Raw genomic sequence first — 22,888 nt, 5'->3', positions numbered from 1 at the left:
TCTGTTCGCAGCCCGTCGCGGGCTGCGAAGTGGTTCGTTCGTTGCGATTTATTTACTGGTGAGCTGGAGGTTTTCAGCCGCCGGTTTGCCATCGAAGGTGGTGACGCCTTCGAGCCAGCGCTGTTTGTCCTGCGGGTGATCCTTGAGCCATTGTTTGGCCGATTCGAAAGCGTCCTTGTGATCGAGCAGCGGCTGCATCATCCGGCTCTCGTCTTCGGCGGTGAACGTCAGGTTGCTCAGCAGGCGGCCGACGTTCGGGCATTGTTCGGCGTATTTCGGCGCGGTGACGGTCCACACGGTGGCCATGCCTTCGTTCGGGCCGAGGGCGTCGTCGCTGCCGGTCAGATAAGTCATCTTCACGTTGACGTTCATCGGGTGCGGCGCCCAGCCGAAGAACACCACGGCTTCCTTGCGGCGCACGGCGCGATCGACGGCGGCGAGCATGCCGGCCTCGCTCGATTCCACGAGCTGGAATTTGCCGAGGCCGAACTGGTTCTTGGCGATCATCGCCTTGATCTGGGTGTTGGCGCCCGAGCCTGGCTCGATGCCGTAGATCTTGCCGCCCAGTTCTTTCTCGAACTTGGCGATATCGGCGAAGGTTTTCAGACCCTTGTCCGCCAGATAGGTCGGTACGGCGAGGGTGGCGCGGGCATCCTTGAGGCTCGGGGCCTGGAGGACTTTGACCTGATTGGCATCGACGAACGGGGTGATGGTCTGGGTCATCAACGGGTTCCAGTAGCCGAGGAACAGGTCCAGACGCTGGTCGCGGATCCCGGCGAAGATGATTTGCTGGGAGGCGCTGGTTTGTTTGGTGCTGTAGCCGAGGCCGTCGAGCAGAACCTGGGTCATGGCGCTGGTGGCGATCACGTCGGTCCAGTTCACGACGCCCATGCGCACGTTCTGGCACGCGGCAGGTTCGGCCGCCATGACACTGGCGCTTAAAAACGCGGTACCGCTGAGTGCGAGAACACAGCTGCTGATCAGTCGTTTCATGTCGGGTTCCTCGGCAGGTCGTTATTGTGGGTCCCGGCATCTGTCGTGCCGGTGATGCCAAATTACGCAGCAATGCACCGATGAAAACGCACTGCGGCGACCAGCTCTTGCACTGCAGCGACCTGTGCTCTTGAATGCCGCCGACAACTGGCGTATCAACGTTGCACGCTACCCGCTGACCGAGTGCGCGCCATGTCCCAGGATTTCTACTTTCTGTTGATGCCGGGTTTTTCCGCCATCGGTTTCATCTCTGCGATCGAACCGCTGCGGGTGGCCAACCGCTTTCGCGGCGAGCTGTACCGCTGGCACGTCTTGAGCGCCGATGGCGGGGCGGTGCTGGCGAGCAACGGGATGTCGGTCAACGCCGATGCGGCATTGGAACCGCTGAAAAAAGGTGCGACGCTGCTGGTGGTCGCCGGGTTCGAGCCGCTGAAATTCGCCACGCCGGCGCTGGAGCACTGGCTGCGACGCCTGGACAACGAAGGCGTGACCCTCGGCGCCATCGACACTGGCAGCTTCGTCCTCGCCGAGGCCGGCCTGCTCGATGGCCATCGCCTGACCCTGCACTGGGAGGCCATCGATGCCTTCAAGGAATCTTATCCACAGCTCAGCGTCACCCAGGAACTGTTCGAGATCGACCGTCGGCGCATCACGTCCGCTGGCGGCACCGCATCCATCGACCTGATGCTCGACCTGATCGCCCAGGCCCACGGCCCGCAACTGGCGATCCAGGTCAGCGAGCAGTTTGTATTGGGCAGGATTCGTCCGCGCAAGGACCACCAGCGCATGGAAGTCGCCACGCGTTACGGCATCAGCAACAAGAAACTGGTGCATGTGATCGGCGAGATGGAACAGCACAGCGAACCGCCGCTGACCACCCTGGAACTGGCGGAATCGATCAAGGTGACGCGGCGGCAACTGGAGCGGTTGTTCCGCCTGCACCTGAACGACACGCCGAGCAATTTCTATCTGCGCTTGCGGCTGGAAAAAGCCCGGCAGCTGTTGCGCCAGACCGACATGAGTGTGCTGGAAGTCAGCATCGCCTGCGGGTTTGAATCACCGTCGTATTTCACCCGCAGTTACCGGGCCAAGTTTGCCCGGTGTCCGCGGGAGGATCGGCGTACCGCTCAGGCTTGAGTTACTTTTTCAGCAAGGCGGAGCAGGCCGCCTTGTAAGCCTCATGCTGATACTTGTTCAGCGTCCCCGGCAGCTCAACGTTGTGCTTCTTGATCTGGGCATTGATTGTCTGCGGCGACAGCAGCGTCACCTCGCAACCGTCCAGCAACTGAAACACGCCCTCGATCTTGAACGTGGTCGGCCCACCGGCAAACTCGCCCTTCTTGCTGCGCTTCTTGATCGCGATGCGATCAATGGCGTTTTCCCGCACAAACGACGCTATCTGCGCAGCGAACACTTTGACGTTGGCCGCCTCGTCGTCATCGTCCAGCGCGATTTTCTTGGTGCTCAAAGCAACATGGCTCAGCGCCGAGCCGTCGAGGGAGGCCACGGCGATGATCGCTTCACTGCCTTTGATTTCGATACCGCAGATGTTCATGTGAATCCCTTGATTGGCTGGAGAGGTGCAGCTTACAGCTCAAGTCCTCACTCCTGACCTATCGACTCCAAAAACTCCGATCGCTCGTCACTCATCCGCGCCACGCAATCATTCTGCGCAATCTTGAACGCCTTGCTGCCGTCCGTCGCCGGGAAGGCTTCTACGGCGCAATCGGCGTCGCGGGTTTTCAGCCATTGTTGCTGGGCGGTCTTGAGTTTGGCGGTGATGTCGGCCAGTTGCGCAGGGTTTTTGCCGTAGGTCGATTGCATGCGCTCGTTCAGGCTTTTGAAGTTGTCCTGGAGCAGGTCTTCGGCGGTGGTGCGGCTGTAGGTCGAGCATTCCAGGGTCTGGACGTCGTTTTCCACCGCGTCGCACGGGTTGTTGTCGGACTCTTCGGCGGCGTGTACGCCGGTCGCAATCAGTGCCAGGGCCAGGAAGATCGATTTCATTGATGTCGCCGCTCTAATCCAGTGGTGTTTCCGAGATGCGGCAGATTCTGGCTCAAGCTTGCGGGCTTGAACAGGTGGCTGGTCGGACCGGTTGGCGACCCTTTGTCGCGGATTGACGCTTTCGGCAATTCCCCTGTCGTTTTTGCACCCGGCTGGTCGCGCACCGAGGCATATGCTGGCCCCAAAGCGCCGGCAGACGATTCGGCGCATGAATCGCCAATAAGGGGACGCCTGATGAGCCCAGCCGAATTACACGCCGACAGCATCGTTATCGACGGTCTGATCATTGCCAAATGGAACCGCGAGCTGTTCGAAGACATGCGCAAGGGCGGTCTGACGGCGGCCAACTGCACCGTGTCGGTGTGGGAGGGCTTTCAGGCCACGGTCAACAACATCGCTGCCAGCCAGAAACTGATTCGCGAAAACAGCGATCTGGTGATCCCCGTCCGCACCACCGCCGACATCCGCAAGGCCAAGGAGCAGGGCAAGACCGGCATCCTCTTCGGCTTCCAGAACGCCCATGCGTTCGAAGACCAGATCGGCTATGTCGAGGTGTTCAAGCAGCTCGGCGTCGGCATCGTGCAGATGTGCTACAACACCCAGAACCTGGTGGGCACCGGTTGCTACGAGCGTGACGGCGGCCTGTCGGGCTTCGGTCGCGAAATCGTCGCCGAGATGAACCGCGTCGGCGTCATGTGCGACCTGTCCCACGTCGGCTCCAAGACCTCCGAGGAAGTCATCCTCGAATCGAAAAAACCGGTCTGCTATTCCCACTGCCTGCCGTCGGGGCTCAAGGAGCACCCGCGCAACAAGTCCGATGAAGAACTGAAGTTCATTGCCGACCACGGCGGTTTCGTCGGCGTGACCATGTTCGCGCCGTTCCTGGCCAAGGGCATCGATTCGACCATCGACGATTACGCCGAAGCCATCGAATACACCATGAACATCGTGGGCGAAGACGCCATCGGCATCGGCACCGACTTCACCCAGGGTCACGGTCAGGACTTCTTCGAATACCTGACCCACGACAAGGGCTACGCCCGCCGTCTGACCAATTTCGGCAAGATCATCAACCCGCTGGGCATCCGCACCGTCGGCGAGTTCCCGAACCTGACCGAAACCCTGCTCAAACGCGGCCACTCCGAGCGCGTCGTACGCAAGATCATGGGCGAGAACTGGGTCAACGTCCTCAAGGACGTCTGGGGCGAGTAAGCCGCTTCTCTGAATACTTTCCCCCGGCCGTCCGCGCCGGGGGCAACACCCAAATTTTTCTGGAGTTAAGTTTCCATGGCCAAGATCGCCCCGCAATTGCCAATCGAAGTCGACAGCGAGACCGGTGTCTGGACCTCCGACGCCCTGCCGATGCTGTACGTGCCGCGCCACTTCTTCGTCAACAACCACATGGGCATCGAGGAAGTGCTGGGCGCCGACGCCTACGCCGAAATCCTCTACAAGGCCGGCTACAAATCCGCCTGGCACTGGTGTGAAAAAGAAGCCGAATGCCACGGTCTGGAAGGCGTCGCGGTGTTCGAGCACTACATGAAGCGTCTGTCGCAGCGCGGCTGGGGCCTGTTCAAGATCCAGGACATCGACCTCGATAAAGGCACCTGCAGCGTCAAGCTCGAACACTCGGCGTTCGTCTACGTCTACGGCAAGGTCGGACGCAAGGTCGACTACATGTTCACCGGCTGGTTTGCCGGCGCGATGGATCAGATCCTCGCCGCTCGTGGCAGCAAGATCCGCACCGTGGCCGAGCAAGTCTACGGTGGCTCCGAAGAAGGCCACGACGACGGCCTGTTCACCGTCAAGCCGTTGTAAGTCGAGGAACCCGCCATGGCTTTCGAAGCAATGTTTCAGCCAATTCAAATTGGCAAACTGACCATCCGCAACCGCGTGCTCAGCACCGCGCACGCCGAGGTCTACGCGACCGACGGCGGCATGACCACCGAACGGTACGTCAAGTATTACGAAGAGAAAGCCAAGGGCGGCATCGGCCTGGCGATCTGTGGCGGTTCGTCCGTGGTGGCGATCGACAGCCCGCAGCAATGGTGGAGTTCGGTGAACCTGTCCACCGACCGGATCATCCCGCACTTCCAGAATCTCGCCGATGCCATGCACAAGCATGGCGCCAAGATCATGATCCAGATTACCCACATGGGCCGTCGCTCCCGTTGGGACGGTTTCCACTGGCCGACCCTGATGTCGCCGTCGGGCATCCGTGAACCGGTGCACCGTGCCACTTGCAAAACGATTGAGCCGGAAGAGATCTGGCGGGTGATCGGCAACTACGCGCAAGCCGCGCGCCGTGCCAAGGCCGGTGGCCTGGACGGCGTCGAACTGTCGGCCGTGCACCAGCACATGATCGACCAGTTCTGGAGCCCTCGCGTCAACAAGCGTACCGACGAATGGGGCGGCACTTTCGAGGGCCGGATGAAGTTCGGTCTGGAAGTCCTGAAAGCCGTGCGCGCCGAAGTCGGTGACGATTTCTGCGTCGGCATGCGTATCTGCGGTGACGAGTTCCACCCGGACGGCCTGTCCCACGAAGACATGAAGCAGATCGCCAAGTATTACGACGACACCGGCATGCTCGATTTCATCGGCGTCGTCGGCTCGGGGTGCGACACCCACAACACCCTGGCCAACGTGATTCCGAACATGAGTTATCCACCGGAGCCGTTCCTGCACCTGGCGGCCGGGATCAAGGAAGTGGTCAAGGTTCCGGTGCTGCACGCGCAGAACATCAAGGACCCGAACCAGGCCACGCGGATTCTGGAGGGCGGTTACGTCGACATGGTCGGCATGACCCGCGCCCACATCGCCGACCCGCACCTGATCGCCAAGATCAAGATGGGCCAGATCGACCAGATCAAACAGTGTGTTGGCGCCAACTATTGCATCGACCGTCAGTACCAAGGTCTGGACGTGCTGTGCATCCAGAACGCCGCGACCTCCCGTGAATACATGGGCGTGCCGCACATCATCGAGAAATCCACCGGGCCGAAACGCAAGGTGGTGATCGTCGGTGCGGGCCCGGCGGGGATGGAAGCAGCCCGTGTGGCGGCCGAACGTGGCCACGACGTGACCCTGTTCGAGAAGAAGGAATTCATCGGCGGGCAGATCACCACTGCCTCGAAAGCGCCGCAGCGTGACCAGATCGCCGGCATCACCCGCTGGTTCCAGCTGGAACTGGCGCGGCTGAAAGTCGACCTGCGTCTGGGCACTGCCGCCGATGCCGACACCATCATGGACCTGCGTCCGGACATCGTGGTGCTGGCCGTCGGCGGGCATCCGTACCTGGAGCAGAACGAGCACTGGGGCGCCGCCGAAGGGCTGGTCGTCAGCAGCTGGGACGTACTCGACGGCAAGGTCGCGCCGGGCAAGAACGTGTTGGTCTACGACACCATTTGCGAGTTCACCGGGATGTCGGTCGCCGACTTCCTCGCTGACAAGGGCAGCCAGGTCGAGATCGTCACCGACGACATCAAGCCGGGCGTGGCCATCGGCGGTACGTCGTTCCCGACCTACTACCGCAGCATGTACCCGAAAGAAGTGATCATGACCGGCGACATGATGCTGGAGAAGGTCTACCGCGAAGGCGACAAGCTGGTCGCGGTGCTGGAGAACGAATACACCGGCGCCAAAGAGGAGCGTGTGGTGGATCAGGTGGTCGTCGAGAACGGCGTGCGCCCGGATGAAGAAATCTACTACGCCCTCAAGGACGGCTCGCGCAACAAGGGCCAGATCGATGTCGAGGCGCTGTTCGCGATCCAGCCGCAACCTTCGTTGAGCAGCAACAGCGACGGTTATCTGCTGTTCCGCATCGGTGACTGCGTGGCGCAGCGTAATACCCACGCTGCGATCTATGACGCCCTGCGGTTGTGCAAAGACTTCTAAACGCTCTAGGCCTGATCGTTCCCACGCGGAGCGTGGGAACGATCGTCACGTGTTTCTCCAGGCTGTACTGGTGGGAGCTTCACCATGTTGAACACCCTTCTTCCAATCCTGTTGTTCGCAGCCCTGGCCCTCGCGGTGCTGGGCGCGTTGCGGCGGGTGGCCATGTGGCGCCGGGGCCGGGCCTCGAAGGTCGATCTGATCGGCGGCCTGTTTGCCATGCCCAAGCGTTACATGGTCGATCTGCACCACGTGGTGGCGCGGGACAAATACATCGCCAACACCCACGTCGCCACGGCGGGCGGTGCGGTGGCGTCGATCGTGCTGGCGATTCTGGTGCACGGTTTCGGCCTGCATAACCGCATTCTTGGCTACGCGTTGCTGCTGATGACGGCGGTGATGTTCGTCGGGGCGATCTTCGTTTATCGGCGTCGGCTCAACCCGCCGTCGCGGCTGTCGAAAGGCCCGTGGATGCGCCTGCCGAAAAGCCTGCTGGCGTTCTCGGCGTCGTTCTTCCTGGTGACCTTGCCGGTGGCCGGGATCCTGCCGGAAAACTTTGGTGGCTGGGTGCTGGCAGCGATTCTCGGGATCGGTGTGTTGTGGGGCGTGTCGGAACTGTTCTTCGGCATGACCTGGGGCGGCCCGATGAAACACGCCTTCGCCGGTGCGCTGCACCTGGCCTGGCACCGTCGCGCCGAACGTTTTGGCGGCGGCCGTTCCACCGGTTTGAAACCGCTGGACCTGAATGATCCGACCGCACCGCTGGGTGTGGAAAAGCCCAAGGACTTCACCTGGAACCAGTTGCTCGGTTTCGACGCCTGCGTGCAGTGCGGCAAGTGCGAAGCCGCGTGCCCGGCGTTCGCCGCCGGCCAGCCGTTGAACCCGAAAAAGCTGATTCAGGACATGGTCGTCGGCCTCGCCGGCGGCACCGATGCCAAGTTCGCCGGCAGCCCTTATCCGGGCAAACCAGTGGGCGAACACAGCGGCAATCCGCATCAACCGATTGTCAACGGCCTGGTCGATGCCGAAACCCTGTGGTCGTGCACCACGTGCCGCGCCTGCGTCGAGGAATGCCCGATGATGATCGAGCACGTCGATGCCATCGTCGACATGCGTCGTCACCTGACCCTGGAAAAAGGCGCGACCCCGAACAAGGGCGCCGAAGTCCTGGAAAACCTGATCGCCACCGACAATCCGGGCGGTTTCGCCCCGGGCGGGCGGATGAACTGGGCGGCGGACCTGAACCTCAATCTGCTCAGCGAGAAGAAGTCCACCGACGTGCTGTTCTGGGTCGGTGACGGCGCCTTCGACATGCGCAACCAGCGCACCTTGCGCGCCTTCGTCAAAGTGCTGAAAGCGGCCAAGGTCGACTTCGCGGTGCTGGGTCTTGAAGAGCGCGACAGCGGCGACGTTGCCCGACGTCTTGGTGATGAAGCGACCTTCCAGTTGCTCGCCAAACGCAATATCCAGACCCTGGCCAAGTACAGCTTCAACCGCATCGTCACCTGCGATCCGCACAGCTTCCACGTGCTGAAAAATGAGTACGGCGCGTTCGATGGCAACTACCTCGTGCAGCACCACAGCACTTATCTGGCGGAAATCATCCAGGCCGGCGCGCTGAACCTCGGTCAGCACAAAGGCAACAGCGTGACTTACCACGATCCGTGCTACCTCGGCCGCTACAACGGCGAGTACGAGGCGCCGCGCGAAGTGCTGCGTGCGCTCGGCATCGAGATCAAGGAGATGCAACGTTCCGGCTTCCGTTCGCGCTGCTGCGGCGGTGGTGGCGGGGCGCCGATCACTGACATTCCGGGCAAGCAGCGGATCCCCGACATGCGCATGGAAGACATCCGCGAGACCGGTGCCGAGTTGGTGGCGGTGGGTTGTCCACAGTGCACGGCGATGCTCGAAGGCGTGGTCGAACCGCGTCCGCTGATCAAGGACATCGCCGAACTGGTGGCCGACGCGCTGCTCGAAGACGCCGCGCCGAACAAGCCTGCCACCCCGGCCAAACGTGAACCTGCGGAGGCCCACTGATGAGCGACATTATCCGCCGCGACCCCCGCGCCGAATGGATCGCACGCAACCGTCTGCATCCGCTGCACGCGGCCATGCAACCGGCGCAACACAGCTGGATGGGGCCCAACGGGATCATCCGCAAGAACCTGCACGGCATCGGCTTCATCGGGCCGAACGGCATCAAGCGCATCGACCGCAGCGGCGCCCAGCAGGGCGGGGCGGTCAAACGCTCGGCAGCGGTGGAAGTGCAATTGCCGCTGCATCAGGTACCGGCCCCGGCGTTCTACATCAGCGTGGTGCCCGACATGGTCGGTGGCCGCCTGAGCAGCCACGACCGTGATTTGCTCGGCCTGGCTCATCAACTGGCCGGCAGCGACGGCGCCGTGTTGGCCGTGGTCTTCGGCGAGCACAAGGAAAACGCTTTTGCCACGGCAGGCGTCGATCGCTTGCTGGTGCTGGAAGGCGAAGAATTCAGCGGTTATGCACCGGAACAACGGATCCAGGGCCTGCGAGCTGTGGATAACCAGTTCAACCCGCGTCACTGGCTGCTGCCGGACAGCCGCAGCGGTGGCGGCGAACTGGGTCGGCGCTTTGCTGCCGCACTGGGCGAACGCCCAGCCACACGGGTTTGGCAAGTCAAGGATCAGGAGTGCATCGGCCGCGCCGGTGCAGGGTTACAGGATCTTGCCCGTCCGGTGGCGCGCTTGATTCTGGCGTCCGCCGAATGCGCCGAACCGGTCAGCGAAACCCGTCACGAAGCGCTGCCGGTGGAGTTATCCACATCGGTCGCGCGCAGCCTGTCGCGGATCGAGGATCTGGGCGCCGTAGCGGTGGATCCGTCGGCGATCCCGATGGCCGAAGCCGAGTTCATCTTCTCTGGCGGCAACGGCGTCAAGGACTGGGAGCTTTTCCACAGGACCGCCGCCGCTCTCGGTGCCACCGAAGGCGCCTCGCGGGTGGCGGTGGACGACGGCTTCATGGCGCGCGACCGCCAAGTCGGCGCGTCCGGCACCTGGGTCACGGCGCGGGTTTACGTGGCCGTGGGGATTTCCGGGGCGATCCAGCACCTGCAAGGCATCGGTGCCTGCGACAAGGTGGTGGCGATCAACCTCGATCCGGGCTGCGACATGATCAAGCGTGCCGACCTGTCGGTGATCGGCGAAAGCGCGGAAATTCTTCAGGCCTTGATCGCGGCGGTAGAGGCCTACCGCAACGAAGCCAAGCGCGATGCGGCTTAAGGAACGGTTATGAGCACAAAGATCATCAGTCTGGTTTCAATCGGTGCCCACCCGACCTCGGGCCGCCCGCGCCGCGCCGAACAGGACGCCCGCGCGGTGGAGCTTGGTCTGCAACTGGCTGGGGATAACCTGCAAGTGCTGCATGCCGGGGACATTGGCGAACCTGCGCTGCGCGCCTATCTGGGCATGGGCCTTACACAGATGCATGTGCTGGAACAACCGTCCGGCGCCGACGCGCTGCCGGCGTTGACCGACTATCTGCGTGACGCCGGTGCCCAGGTCGTGCTGACCGGCAGCCAGGCGGAAACCGGCGAAGGTTCGGGGATGCTGCCGTTCCTGCTGGCCGAAGGGCTGGGCTGGCCGCTGGTGGTGGGGCTGGCACAGGTCGAGTCGATCAACGACGGCTCGGCGCTAGTGCTGCAGGCGTTGCCCCGTGGGCAGCGGCGCCGGTTGAAGGTGCGTCTGCCGTTTCTCGCGACTGTGGATAACGCCGCGCCCAAGCCTCGGCAGAGTGCTTACGGCCCGGCGCGGCGTGGGGTTCTCCAGGCAAAAGACGTGGAAGTGGTGGACGACGAATTGCTTGCGGTGTCGACCCTGCAACCGGCCAAGCCACGGCCGAAACGGTTGAAGGTGATCAAGGCCAAGAGCGGGGCGGACCGGATGAAGGCGGCGACGGCGAAGGCCAGTGGTGGCGGGGGGCAGGTGCTTAAGGGCATGACTGCCGAGGCAGGTGCCGAAGCGATCCTCAAACTGCTGATTGAAGAAGGTGTTGTCCGCTGAAGAGCCAAAGCCCCTCACCCTAGCCCTCTCCCAGAGGGAGAGGGGACTGACCGAGTTGGGCCGGCCATTTACGTCGACCTGCGACTCCGACGGTGACCTTGGTTCGCCAAGCCTCAATCACTCTCTCGCCTTGATTTAAGAAAAACTAAGGTCGCGATGAGCGTCCAGGTCGATGTACCTCGCGAGATCACCACCGTAGGCTCCCTCTCCCTCCGGGAGAGGGCTGGGGTGAGGGAGGGCTGTTTACCCACAATCCCTGTTGGCGGATCTGTGGATAACGTGTTCGCCCATCCCTGAACCCCACGCCAACCAAGCCCTCCAGCCTTAAGATCAAAAAACAACCAGCCTAACTCGCGGTTTTTTCGAGCTTTTTCCTCAGGATCACTCCCCAAGTTGCCCCCAATCTCTGTTGGCGCTTCTGTGGATAAGATGTTCGCTATCCGCTGTAAGCCATATAAAACGTGGCTTGCGAAGAGTTGATCGAAAAACGATCAATTCAGCCTTTTGACTCGCAAGACCTCGCGTAAACCTCGATTTATCAAGGCCTCCAGCGCTTTTCCACAGATCCCGCCAAGTTACCCCCGAAGTCTGTTGGCGCTTCTGTGGATAAGGTGTTCGCCATCCTTTGCAAGCCAAGCAATCCGTGCCTTGCAGGCTTGTGATCAAAAAACACTCAATCGTTGCTGAAAACCCTGCTTCTGGATAAGTCACGGTTTTTCTTTACAAAACCGTCGATATTTTTCCGGGTCATCCACAGTTGTCCCCATTTGCTGTGGGTGGCTATGTGGATAACTTGTTCGCCAAACCCTGCGAGCCCCGCCGGCTATAGTCCAAACGGTAATTGATCAGATTTCATACAGTTCTAAAGCGCTGCCTTGACTTCAATCCGGCCGCTGTCTTCACTCCAATGGCACAAGGACCGCCGTCACTTATCCACATCTGGTTCAGGGAGAACGCGTGATGGATACCCAGCCACATCGCTCACCCCTCAATCCCCGCATGCTCCGCGCCTTACCGGCCCCGCTGCCGCGCAAGCGCACCTTGCGTCGTGCCGCCAATCAGCACGCCCGTCTCTAGCGAGTCGATATTGCCCACATCGCTGTACTGCCGCCGAAACCGGAGGCCAGGTGCCCGTTCGCCCATTGATTGCAGGCAACCGCAGAGTTGCCCCATCTGCCTGAGAGAGGAACCACCTCATGACACGGATCGCAACGCCCATCAGCGACATCAAGGAACACTACGACGTGATCGTCATTGGCTCCGGGTATGGCGGCGGCATTGCCGCTTCGCGCCTGTCCCGGGCCGGCAAAAAGGTGTGTCTGCTGGAACGCGGTCGGGAAATCCAGCCCGGCGAATACCCCAACACCATGATCGCTGCGACCGAAGAATTGCAGGTGAATGACCCGGACGGCCACATCGGCTCGCGCACCGGGTTGTTCGATCTGCACGTCAACGCGCAGCAGAACGTAGTGGTCGGCTGTGGCCTGGGTGGCACGTCGCTGATCAATGCCAACGTCTCGCTGGAGCCCGAGCCCGGCGTCTTTGACGACCCGCGCTGGCCGCAGGAGGTGCGCGAACACCGCGACACCCTGCTCAAGGACGGTTATGCCCGCGCCCGGGAAATGCTCAAACCCAATCCTTACCCGAATACCGCGCCGAATTTGCCCAAGCTCGACGCCAACAAAAAATCCGCGGATTTCCTCAAGCAAGGCGCGCACTTCTACAAGCCGCCGATCAACGTGACCTTCGACAAACTGCCGAACAACCTCAACCACGTCGGCGTCGAGCAACTGCCGTGCAACCACTGCGGCGACTGCGTTTCGGGCTGTAACAACAAGGCCAAGAACACCACGCTGATGAACTACCTGCCGGACGCCTGCAACCATGGCGCCGAGATCATCTGCCAGGCCCAGGTGCGGCATCTGGAGCGTGACGGCGATGGCTGGATCGTGCACTTCCAGTATCTGGACAGCGGTCGCGAGAAATTCGACGCACCAACCCTGTTCGTGAAAGCCGACATTGTCGTGGTGTCCGCCGGCACCCTCGGTTCCACCGAGATTCTGCTGCGCTCGCGGGACAAGGGCCTGGCGATGTCCGGGCAGCTCGGCGAGAACATGAGCGGCAACGGTGACATCCTCGGCTTCGGCCACAATTGCGAACAAACCATCAACGGCATCGGTTTCGGCACGCACCCGGCCAAGGAAATGAAACCGGTCGGCCCGTGCATTACCTCGATCATCGACATGCGCACCGAAGGCGACTGGCGCAGCCGCATGGTCATTGAGGAAGGTTCGATCCCTGGCGCGCTCGGTCGGCCGATGGTGCCGGCGATGGCCGGGTTTGCCGAGCTGATCGGCAAGCCCACCGACGACAGTTTCAGCGGCAAAGTGAAGTACAAGGAGCGCGAGGCCGAAAGCTTCCTGCGCGGCCCGTACTACGGCGCGCTGCACAACATGCAGACGTACCTGATCATGAGCCACGACAGCGGCCAGGGCCGTATGGTCCTCGACAGCAAGGATCAGTTGCGCATCGACTGGCCGGGCGTCGGCGAACAGGAAAACTTCAAGATCGGCAACGAACGCCTGCACCAGAGCACCCAGGCGCTGGGTGGGATCTGGGTCGAGAACCCGATCTGGACCAAACTGCTCAAGCACAGCATCGTCTCGGTGCATCCGCTGGGCGGTTGCGTGATGGGCAAGGACGCCGGGCAAGGCGTGGTCAACCACAAGGGGCAGGTGTTCAGTGGCGCCAGTGGCACCGATGTCTACGCCAACCTGTACGTGACCGACGGCGCGGTGATTCCGACGTCACTGGCGGTCAACCCGCTGCTGACCATCTCCGCCGTCAGCGAGCGCAACATGGGCCTGCTGGCCGCCGATCGTGGGTGGCACATCGACTACACGCTGCCGTCGGCGCCGCGCAAACAGACCGCGCCGCCGACCCTTGGCGTGCAGTTCACCGAAACCATGAAGGGCTACTTCTCCCGGGCCTTCACCGCCGCGCAAAGCACCGACCTCAAGGTTTATGAGGCGGCGGCCAAACGTGGCGAGGCAGACAACTCGCCGATCGACTTCACCCTGACCATCACTGCCAACGACCTCAACCGGATGATCAAGGAGCCGGAACACGCCGCGACCATCGTCGGTACGGTGATCGCCCCGGCGCTGTCGCCAGAGCCGCTGACCGCCAGCAACGGCGTGTTCAACCTGTTCGAGCAATTCGAGCAGCAGGTCGACACGCGCCACATGAAATACGACATGAAGCTGACCGCCGAGGATGGCAGCGACTATTTCTTCAGCGCCTTCAAGACCGTGCCGGAAGACAACGGCGTGCTCAACATCTGGCACGACACCAGCACCCTTTACGTGACGCTCTACCGTGGACCGGACAAGTCGGGCGAGGTGATCGGTTCAGGTGTGATGCACATCCATCCGGCCGATTTCGCCAAGCAGATGACCACCATGAAAGTCCTCAATGCGCGCAACGAGCGTGAGCGCATCGAAGGGCTGGCGCGGTTCGGCAAGTTCTTCGCCGGGATTCTCTGGGAGAGTTACGGCGGGGTGTTCGCCGGTGACAAATACTTCAACCCTGATGCACCGCCACGCTTGAAGCGGCCGCTGGATGCGCCGACGCCGGCTGTGCATTTCTTCCCCACCGAGGATGGCGTGGAGCTGCGCCTGAGCCGCTATCAAGCCGGCAGCAAAGGCCCGGTGATGCTGGTGCATGGCTTGGGTGTGGGCTCGAATATCTTTTCCACCGATACGATCCAGACCAACCTGCTCGAATTTCTGTGCAAGCACGATTACGACGTGTGGCTGCTGGATTTCCGGGTGAGCATCCTGCTGCCGGCCAGCAAGAAGGAATGGAACGGCGATCAGATCGCCCAGTACGACTTCAAGGCCGCCATCGGGCAGATCCAGCAGCAGACCGGCGCGAAGGACGTGCAATGCGTGGTGCATTGCTACGGCGCGACGACGTTCTTCATGTCGTTGCTCGCCGGTTTGCAGGGCGTGCGTTCGGTGGTCTGCTCGCAGATTGCCGCCGACACGGTGGTCGCGACCGCAACGGGCTTGAAGGCTGGTCTGCACCTGCCGGGCATGCTCGATGCGATTGGCGTGAAGTCGATGACGGCCTACGCCGACAGCAAGGAGAACTGGTTCAACAAGCTCTACGACAAGGCCCTCAACGGCTACGCGCGGATCGAAGCCCAGGGCTACTGCACCAACCCGGTGTGCCACCGCATCACCTTCATGTACGCCTCGCTGTACCGCCACGACACCCTCAACGAGACGCTGCATGACAACCTGCACGAACTGTTCGGCGAGTCGAACATCGAGACCTTCGAGCACCTGGCGCTGATCGTGCGCAAAGGGCATCTGGTGGATTTCAAGGGCAACGATGTGTACATGCCGCACTTCGACCGGTTGACCATGCCGATCTGCTTCATCAGCGGTGCGGAAAATCAGTGCTACTTGCCGGAGAGCACGCTCAAGACCTATCAGCGGGTTTGCGAGAAGCATGGGCCGGAGCGTTATAGCCGGCATGTGGTCCCGGGTTACGGCCATATCGATTGCATGTTCGGCAAGAACGCGGTGGTCGATGTGTATCCGATCATCCTTGAACACCTGGAGAAAACGGCCCTCGGATAGCACCCGATCGTTCCCACGTCGAGGCGTCGAACCGTCTGCGTGGGAATGCATCCCGGGACGCTCTGCGTCCCAAGAGCGGACGCAGAGCGTCCATGGCGGCATTCCCACGCGGAGCGTGGGAACGATCTGGGGAACTGATATGGACAGCTACATCCGCTGGTTTCAACGTTTCATCTGGCTCGGCATTGCGATGAACATGGTGTTCGCGATCCCGGCGCTGTTCGCGCCGGGGTTGCTGACATCGGTGGTCGGCCTGCCGCCGCAACTCTCCGACCCGTGGCTGGAAAACGCCGGGATGCTGCTGGTGGGCATCAGCGTGTTCTACATGCCGTCGGGCTTCAACGCGCCGCGCTATGTGGTGCATTCCTGGTTGTGTGTGCTGACGCGGCTGATCGCCGTGGCGTTCTGGATCTACCTGATCAACACCAGCAGCCAGGGCTCGGTGTTCGTGCCGATGCTGATGGGTGACCTGAGCTTTTTCCTGATCCTCGGCATCCTGCTGTACCTCGGCACCACCCCGGAAAACCGCCCCCTTGCCCTGCTCTGTGACGGCTGGCGCGAATGGCGGGCGGCGTGGGCGCGGCATTGGCAGAGCCACGCGTTCAAGGTCGGCACGCTGGTCGTGGTCGCGTTGCTGGGGTTCATCGGCTACGAGACCTGGTATCAGATGCTGCGCGTGGTGCCGGAGCAGGAATATGCCTCCGACGAAGATCACTACAAATACGCCGCCATTGGCCTGGGCATCGAAGCGCGGATCCCGTATTACCTGTTCTCCGTACTGCCGCAGATGTGCCCGGAAAAAATGCCGAAACCCGGTGGTTGGGAAGTCTTCGGTTTCCTGTTCGAGAACGGCAAGGACCTGCCGATCGGCATGGCCAAGCGGCAGATCGGCTACCCGACCGTCGAGCCGAACTGCGCGCTCTGCCACACCGGCTCCTACCGCGCGAATGCCAGTGATGTCGCGGTCAATGTGCCGAGCGCACCGGCCAACACCCTGCAACTGCAAGCCTTCCAGTGGTTCGCCTACGATTGCGCCAGCGACCCGAAATTCACCACCGACGCGGTGATGGCGGCGATCAACAGCAAGTTCCAGCTCGGCTTTTTCGAGCGCATCTACAACCGTTACCTGATCATCCCGATGGCCAAGACCGCGCTGCTCAAACAGAAGCAGGCCTATGCCTGGCAGAAGCTGCGTCCGCCACAGGGGCCGGGGCGTACCGACACCTTCAACCCGACGAAAATGGTGGTGTTCGGCTTCCCGGATGACTCGACCATCGGCACCGTGGACCTGCCGCAAGTGTGGAACCAGAAACCCCGAGAATCGATGTACCTGCACTGGGACGGCAATAACAACAAGATCCACGAGCGCAACTACGCCGCTGCGATGGCGGTGGGTGCGACGCCGGAGTCGGTGCTGCCGCCGAGTTTCAATCGCGTGACCAACTGGCTGCTCGGGCACAAGGCGCCGGCGTGGCCGTGGGCACTGGATCAAGCCAAGGTCACCCAGGGCAAACCGATCTGGGAAACCAATTGCGCCGGTTGCCACGACTTCGGTCGCGTCGACACCGGGCAGGTCACCACCAACATCGACCAGCTCGGCACTGATCCACATCGACTGGACTCGTTCACTGTCGGGTTGGTGGCGGCGTTCCACACCTTCAAGAAACCGCCGTTCGACTTTGGCGCCTACCGCAAGACCCAGAGCTACAGCAACACGCCCACCGACGGCATCTGGCTGCGCGCGCCGTACCTGCACAACGGTTCGGTGCCGACCCTGTGGGATTTGCTGCAACCGCCGGAAAAACGTCCGCAGGTGTTCGTCACCGGCTCCGATGTCTACGACCCGGTCAACGTCGGCTTCGTGACCAGCGGCGCGCAGGCCAAGGCCTCGGCGGACTTCAAGTACGACACGCGCCTGGAGGGCAATCACAACACCGGTCACCTGTATGGCACGACGCTGTCGGACGACGACAAACGCGCGCTGATCGAATTCATGAAAACCCTGTGAACCCCTACGGATAGAGGATTACGTCATGTCGGCAGTCGGTCATCTGAAGCATGAATACGACAAGGTCAAACTGCGTCTGCACGGCCTGTTTACCCGGGTGGAAATGGCCTGGATGAAGCTCATCAGCGAACTGGAACCCGAGGAGTTCCAGGCCATCATCAAGTTGCTCCAGCGCGGTCACGATCAGGCGCAGTACGTGCTCAAGCACGGCGAGTTGCCGGACGACGTGCCGGCCGTGCCGTGGGAGTTGTCCCACGGTCTGTCGATCCTGCGCATCGGCAACGCAACGCCGCTGCCGCAGTCCCCTGATCAACTGCAAACCAAAGTGCTCAAGGACGGCACGCTGCTGGGGTGTCGCAAGTGGGAGCTGCTGGATCTGCTGTGGAGCGAGGCGCTGCTCAAATGGATCGAAAACCTGCGCCATCACGCGACCTTCGGCACCGATCCTGCGCTGGTGACAATGGAGCGCGAAGTGACGCTGGCGATTGCCGGCGACTGGGGCACCGGGCCGTTCAACAGTCATGCGCCGGCGGTGTCGGTGGCCAACCAGATGCAACTGGCTAACGCCGACTTCACCATTCACCTGGGGGATGTCTATTACGCCGGTACCCATTCCCAGGAAGACACCGACATGGCCGGCTGGCCGATGGGCACCCACGGCTCGTTCACCCTCAACTCCAACCACGAGATGTACAGCGGCGCCCACGGTTACTTCAAGGAACTGGCCGCGCGTTTTCCGGGGCAGCAGGGCACCAGCTACTTTGCCCTGATCAACGACGACTGGCTGATTGTCGGGCTGGACACGGCGTACGCCTCGGATGTCATGAACCTGTACATGGACGGCACCCTGAACAAGCCGCAGATCGAGTGGATGAAAAGTCTGCCGAAACGCAAAAAGCTCATGGTGCTCAGCCACCATCAGGGCTTCGACATCACCGGGCACAACAAGACCGCGCTGTATCAACCGGTATGCGATGCACTGGGGCGCGAGCCGGATTACTGGTATTGGGGGCATTTGCACAACGGCATCGTCTACGCGACTCAGGGTGGACTGCATGCGCGCTGCGCCGGGCACGGGGCGATTCCCTACGGCACCACCAGTGAACTGAACGGGCATTCGGGGGTGCTGTTTTCGGAGACGCAGGATGCGAAGGATCCGGACTATCCACTGCGGGTGTTGAACGGGTACGCAAGAATCAGGCTGGTGGGTGAGGATATTTTCGAGGAGTTTATTGGCGAGGATGGATCTGTGAGGTGGTCATCGAAGTGATCCGTTTGATCGTTCCCGCGCAGGACGCGGGAACGATCAATGACGCGAATCAACCCTGAACCGGAACACCTTTGAGATACGGCGCAGGCTCGGCCCCGAGGTTGCTCAACAACCGCTCGCTGTACCAGTCGACGAAGTTGACCACACCGAACTCATAGGTCTTGGAGTAAGGCCCAGGCTGGTAGGCGGTGGAGTTGATCCCGCGCTGGTTTTCTTCGGCCAGACGACGGTCCTGATCGTTGGTCGCGTCCCACACCTGGCGCATGCGTTCGACGTCGTAATCCACGCCTTCGACGGCATCCTTGTGCACCAGCCATTTGGTGGTGACCATGGTTTCCTGGGCGCTGATCGGCCACACGGTGAAGACGATGATGTGGTCGCCCATGCAGTGGTTCCACGAGTGCGGCAAGTGCAGGATGCGCATCGAGCCCAGGTCCGGGTTCTTGATCCGGCCCATCAGCTTGGCGCAGCCCTGTTTACCGTCCAGGGTCATCGATACGGTGCCTTTAAGCAGCGGCATGCGCACGATGCGGTTGCGCAGGCCGAAGCTGGCGTGGGCGTAAGGGATCTTCTCGGCTTCCCAGGCCGCAGCGGAATCGGCGACGTGATCCTTGAAGGCCTGATCGGCGCGCGGGTCGGTGACGTCGTCCCATTCCAGGAGGGTTTTCAGCAGTTCCGGGTGCGACGCGTTGCAGTGGTAGCACTCGCGGTTGTTTTCCAGCACCAGTTTCCAGTTGGCCTTTTCCATCAAGGTGGTGGTAATCGCCACCTTGGTGTTCTCCATGTCGTACGGTTCCATGTAGTGGTTCAGGGTCGACAGGAAGTCATCGATGGCCGGCGGGTTCTCCGCCAGGCTGATGAAGATGTAGCCGCCGGCGGTCTTCACGTTCACCGGTTTGAGGCCGTACTGGTTCATGTCGAAGTCGGCGCCCATCTCGGTGCCGGCGAACAGCAGGCGGCCGTCCAGCTCATACGTCCACTGGTGGTAGTGGCAGACCAGTTTGGCGACCTTGCCCTTGTCGCTGGTGCACAGGCGTGAGCCACGGTGGCGGCAGACGTTGTGGAACGCGTGCACCACGCCTTCGGCGCCACGGATCACGATGATCGGGTTCTTGCCGATCTGCAGCGTCAGGTAGTTGCCCTTGGCCGGGATCTCGCAGGTCATGCCGGCGATCAACCACTCTTTCTGGAAGATCTCCTGCATGTCGATATCGAACAGGCGCTCGTCACTGTAGAACGGTTGCGGCAGCGAGAAGGTGCGCTCGCGCTCTTGCAGCATTTGTGCGGTGGCCTTGCGTGCGGGTTCCAGCGGGTCGCCCAGGCTGATTTTTGCGGTGTCCATCGATGTAATCCTCAAGGCCATCTGCGTGGCCGCGAAAGTGGCTGATCAGGGTTGCAGCGCAAGGTGTAAAGAATCTGTTTGTGTTGGGGCGAGTGTGGGGCCGCCGCAGGCGAGAACCTTATCCATGGGCGACATGGTGCAATCTGTTCCCGACGCGCAACCCCCGGTGGTTGGGGGCTGGTCGCGATAAGTATGTCAATGTCGCGGATAGGTAAACGGGCCGTCTGCGCTATACGCAGAATCGCCACATGAAGGCCGACAGTCGGCCGTGGAGAACAAGCATGTCCAACAGCTTCCTGAATCCGGTCACCACTCAGACCTGGGCCAATGGCCGACACATTGTCCGTTGCGTCAAAGTCATCCAGGAAACCTGGGATGTGCGTACCTTTTGCTTCATGGCCGACCAGCCGATCCTGTTCTTCTTCAAGCCCGGGCAATTCGTGACCCTGGAGCTGGAGATCGACGGCCAGCCGATCATGCGTTCGTACACCATCTCCAGCTCGCCGTCGGTGCCGTACAGCTTTTCGGTGACCATCAAGCGCGTACCGGGGGGCAAGGTGTCCAACTGGCTGCACGACACCCTGCATGAAGGCCAGGAGCTGGCGGTACACGGGCCGGTCGGGTTGTTCAACGCCATCGACTTTCCGAGCCCGAAAGTGCTGTACCTCAGCGGCGGGGTCGGCATCACGCCGTGCATGTCCATGGCGCGCTGGTTCTACGACACCAACGGCAACGTCGACATGACGTTCATCCACAGCGCCCGCTCACCGAAAGACATCATTTACCACCGCGAGCTGGAACACATGGCGTCGCGGATCGACAACTTCAGCTTGCACCTGATCTGCGAGAAACACGGGCTGGGCGAGCCGTGGGCCGGCTATCGCGGCTACCTCAACCACAAGATGCTGGAACTGATGGTGCCGGACTTCCTCGAGCGCGAAGTCTTCTGCTGCGGCCCGACGCCGTACATGACGGCGGTCAAGCGCCTGCTGGAAAACGCCGGCTACGACATGAAGCGCTATCACGAGGAATCCTTCGGCGCCACGCCACCGGAAGCCCGCGCGGATGCGGTGGAACAGGCCGAACAGGCAGCGGAAGCACCGGAAGTGCCGGCGGCGGATCTGCACCTGGTGGAATTCACCTCATCGGACAAGAGCATTCGCGTGGCACCGGGTGAGACTGTGCATGCGGCGGCTGCCAAGGTTGGGCTGATGATCCCGAAAGCCTGCGGGATGGGGATCTGCGGGACGTGCAAGGTGCTCAAGCTGGGCGGCGAGGTGGAGATGGATCACAACGGTGGGATTACCGAGGACGATGAGGCGGAGGGGTACATTCTTTCTTGCTGCAGTGTGCCGAAGGGGGATGTGCGGATCGAGTATTGAGGGTACTTCAAAAGCTCCCTCACCCCAGCCCTCTCCCGGAGGGAGAGGGAGCCGACCGAGGTGTCTTAAGTGATCCATCGACCTGAACGATCGGGTCGATTATGGATTCGGTACTTTATTTTCAGGTCGGCGTAATCCTTGAGCATCCCCCAATCAGTCCCCTCTCCCTCCGGGAGAGGGTTAGGGTGAGGGGCTTTTCAGTCGATAAACAAATCTGGCATTAGTGCGACGTCGCTTTCCCGTTCAAAACGGTAATGATCAAACTCCGTCACGCCGCTCTCCCGCAAGATCTCCTCATCAATCAACAACCGCCCGGTAATCCGCCGTCCGCTGCTACTCAGAATCACATGCGCCGCATCCGCCATGATCGCCGGCGTGCGCGCATGCTTGAACGACTCGCGGTTGCCCAACTGAAACTCGATCGCCGCCGTGGCAATCATGGTCTGCGGCCACAGCGAATTGACGCTGATGCCGTAGTTGGCAAATTCTTCGCTCATCCCGACAGTCAGCATGCTCATGCCGTACTTGGTCACGGTGTAGGGGCTGTATTGCGCGAACCACTTGCTGGCCAGATTCAGCGGTGGTGACAGGTTGAGAATGTGCCCGGAGGATTTCTTCAGATAGGGCAGGGCCGCCTGACCGCACAGCAACACTGCACGGGTGTTGATCTGGTGCATCAGGTCGAAGCGCTTGAGTTCGATGTGTTGAACACCGGTCAACTTGATCGCCCCGGCGTTGTTCACCAGCGCATCGATCCCGCCGAAATGTTCATTGGCCTGGGCCAGCGCCTGACGCACTGCCTCTTCATCACGCACATCCAGTTGCAACGCCAAAGCCTTGCCCCCGGCCGCCTCGACTTCAGCGGCGACGCTGTGAATGGTGCCGGGCAACTTGGCGTGCGGTTCGGCGCTCTTGGCGGCGATCACGATATTGGCCCCGTCCCGCGCAGCCCGCAGCGCAATCTCGCGCCCGATGCCACGGCTGGCGCCGGTGATGAACAAGGTTTTGCCTTTTAGCGACATGCGGATGCTCCTGCTTATTGTTATGTGAGCGATGGCTCGACAAACAATGTAGACGATGGAGCTGAAACGGGAGGGAGCCAGATCGTTCCCATGCTCCGCGTGGGAATGCAGCCCTTGACGCTCCGCGTCATGACGGTGCCAGACGTTGCATCAGCGGTGAGGCAGGAACGCGGAGCGTCCCGGTATGCATTCCCACGCAGAGCGTGGGAACGAGAAGAATGGGGTCGATGAAGTGATCTCGCTAGCAGAGACGTCTGTAGTGACGGTGGGAAAAGTCAACGTAGAGTCGG

The 22,888-nt window shown here is 61.4% G+C and carries 16 protein-coding genes; 11 read left to right on the top strand and 5 right to left on the bottom strand.

The window, feature by feature from the left end:
- Positions 1-48 precede the first annotated feature (48 nt).
- Entirely contained in the window at positions 49-993 is a 945-nt protein-coding gene (locus AC3WRD_RS03175; RefSeq protein WP_096817760.1) for a choline ABC transporter substrate-binding protein, read from the bottom strand.
- Positions 994-1,185: 192 nt separating this feature from the next.
- On the opposite strand from AC3WRD_RS03175, the gene AC3WRD_RS03170 reads away from it, so the two are divergent.
- Positions 1,186-2,130, top strand: coding sequence for a GlxA family transcriptional regulator (locus AC3WRD_RS03170; protein WP_085688589.1), 945 nt, complete (start codon positions 1,186-1,188; stop codon positions 2,128-2,130).
- A 1-nt stretch (position 2,131) separates the two neighbouring features.
- On the opposite strand, the gene AC3WRD_RS03165 is transcribed toward AC3WRD_RS03170, so the two are convergent.
- Positions 2,132-2,548: a DUF3010 family protein gene (locus AC3WRD_RS03165; protein ID WP_102619743.1), complete on the bottom strand. Its 417-nt coding sequence runs from the start codon at positions 2,546-2,548 to the stop codon at positions 2,132-2,134.
- A 47-nt stretch (positions 2,549-2,595) separates the two neighbouring features.
- Positions 2,596-2,997: a lysozyme inhibitor LprI family protein gene (locus AC3WRD_RS03160; RefSeq protein WP_102619806.1), complete on the bottom strand. Its 402-nt coding sequence runs from the start codon at positions 2,995-2,997 to the stop codon at positions 2,596-2,598.
- 234 nt (positions 2,998-3,231) lie between these two features.
- Here AC3WRD_RS03160 and AC3WRD_RS03155 point away from each other — a divergent pair, with 234 nt between their 5' ends.
- The 9 genes from AC3WRD_RS03155 to AC3WRD_RS03115 all read left to right on the top strand — a co-directional run bounded on the left by AC3WRD_RS03155 (position 3,232) and on the right by AC3WRD_RS03115 (position 18,852).
- Entirely contained in the window at positions 3,232-4,209 is a 978-nt protein-coding gene (locus tag AC3WRD_RS03155; protein ID WP_007959776.1) for a dipeptidase, read from the top strand.
- A gap of 75 nt (positions 4,210-4,284) precedes the next feature.
- A complete protein-coding gene (locus AC3WRD_RS03150; protein WP_007959778.1) occupies positions 4,285-4,815 on the top strand; it encodes a DUF5943 domain-containing protein in 531 nt (176 codons plus the stop codon).
- 15 nt (positions 4,816-4,830) lie between these two features.
- Complete coding sequence (dgcA, locus tag AC3WRD_RS03145; protein WP_102619744.1) at positions 4,831-6,891, top strand: dimethylglycine demethylation protein DgcA; 2,061 nt, start codon at positions 4,831-4,833, stop codon at positions 6,889-6,891.
- 84 nt (positions 6,892-6,975) lie between these two features.
- Positions 6,976-8,925 carry a dimethylglycine demethylation protein DgcB gene (dgcB, locus tag AC3WRD_RS03140; RefSeq protein ID WP_074692124.1) on the top strand — a complete coding sequence of 650 codons (1,950 nt, stop codon included), beginning with the start codon at positions 6,976-6,978 and terminating at the stop codon, positions 8,923-8,925.
- On the top strand, positions 8,925-10,145 hold the full coding sequence (gene etfA, locus AC3WRD_RS03135) for an electron transfer flavoprotein subunit alpha (RefSeq protein ID WP_102619745.1): 1,221 nt from the start codon (positions 8,925-8,927) through the stop codon (positions 10,143-10,145). The genes dgcB and etfA overlap by 1 nt, the downstream gene beginning before the upstream one ends.
- 9 nt (positions 10,146-10,154) lie before the next feature.
- Complete coding sequence (etfB, locus tag AC3WRD_RS03130) at positions 10,155-10,925, top strand: electron transfer flavoprotein subunit beta (protein WP_102619746.1); 771 nt, start codon at positions 10,155-10,157, stop codon at positions 10,923-10,925.
- Positions 10,926-12,121: 1,196 nt separating this feature from the next.
- A complete protein-coding gene (locus AC3WRD_RS03125) occupies positions 12,122-15,574 on the top strand; it encodes a GMC family oxidoreductase N-terminal domain-containing protein (protein WP_102651345.1) in 3,453 nt (1,150 codons plus the stop codon).
- 139 nt (positions 15,575-15,713) lie between these two features.
- Positions 15,714-17,582 carry a c-type cytochrome gene (locus AC3WRD_RS03120; RefSeq protein ID WP_102619748.1) on the top strand — a complete coding sequence of 623 codons (1,869 nt, stop codon included), beginning with the start codon at positions 15,714-15,716 and terminating at the stop codon, positions 17,580-17,582.
- 25 nt (positions 17,583-17,607) lie between these two features.
- Positions 17,608-18,852, top strand: a complete 1,245-nt coding sequence (locus AC3WRD_RS03115; RefSeq protein WP_102619749.1) for a metallophosphoesterase family protein — start codon at positions 17,608-17,610, stop codon at positions 18,850-18,852.
- 49 nt (positions 18,853-18,901) lie between these two features.
- Here the strand turns inward: AC3WRD_RS03115 and gbca are convergent, their stop codons facing one another.
- On the bottom strand, positions 18,902-20,194 hold the full coding sequence (gene gbca, locus AC3WRD_RS03110; protein ID WP_096817776.1) for a glycine betaine monooxygenase oxygenase subunit: 1,293 nt from the start codon (positions 20,192-20,194) through the stop codon (positions 18,902-18,904).
- 281 nt (positions 20,195-20,475) lie between these two features.
- Here gbca and gbcB point away from each other — a divergent pair, with 281 nt between their 5' ends.
- Entirely contained in the window at positions 20,476-21,576 is a 1,101-nt protein-coding gene (gene gbcB, locus AC3WRD_RS03105) for a glycine betaine monooxygenase reductase subunit (RefSeq protein ID WP_096817778.1), read from the top strand.
- Between the two features lie 197 nt (positions 21,577-21,773).
- Here the strand turns inward: gbcB and AC3WRD_RS03100 are convergent, their stop codons facing one another.
- Positions 21,774-22,598: an SDR family oxidoreductase gene (locus AC3WRD_RS03100; RefSeq protein ID WP_102619750.1), complete on the bottom strand. Its 825-nt coding sequence runs from the start codon at positions 22,596-22,598 to the stop codon at positions 21,774-21,776.
- Positions 22,599-22,888: the final 290 nt, after the last annotated feature.

The sequence above is a fragment of the Pseudomonas sp. FW215-R2 genome (assembly GCF_058789255.1).
The sequence above is the reverse complement of the archived record's forward strand: the minus strand, read 5'-3'. Positions and strand labels throughout refer to the sequence as shown.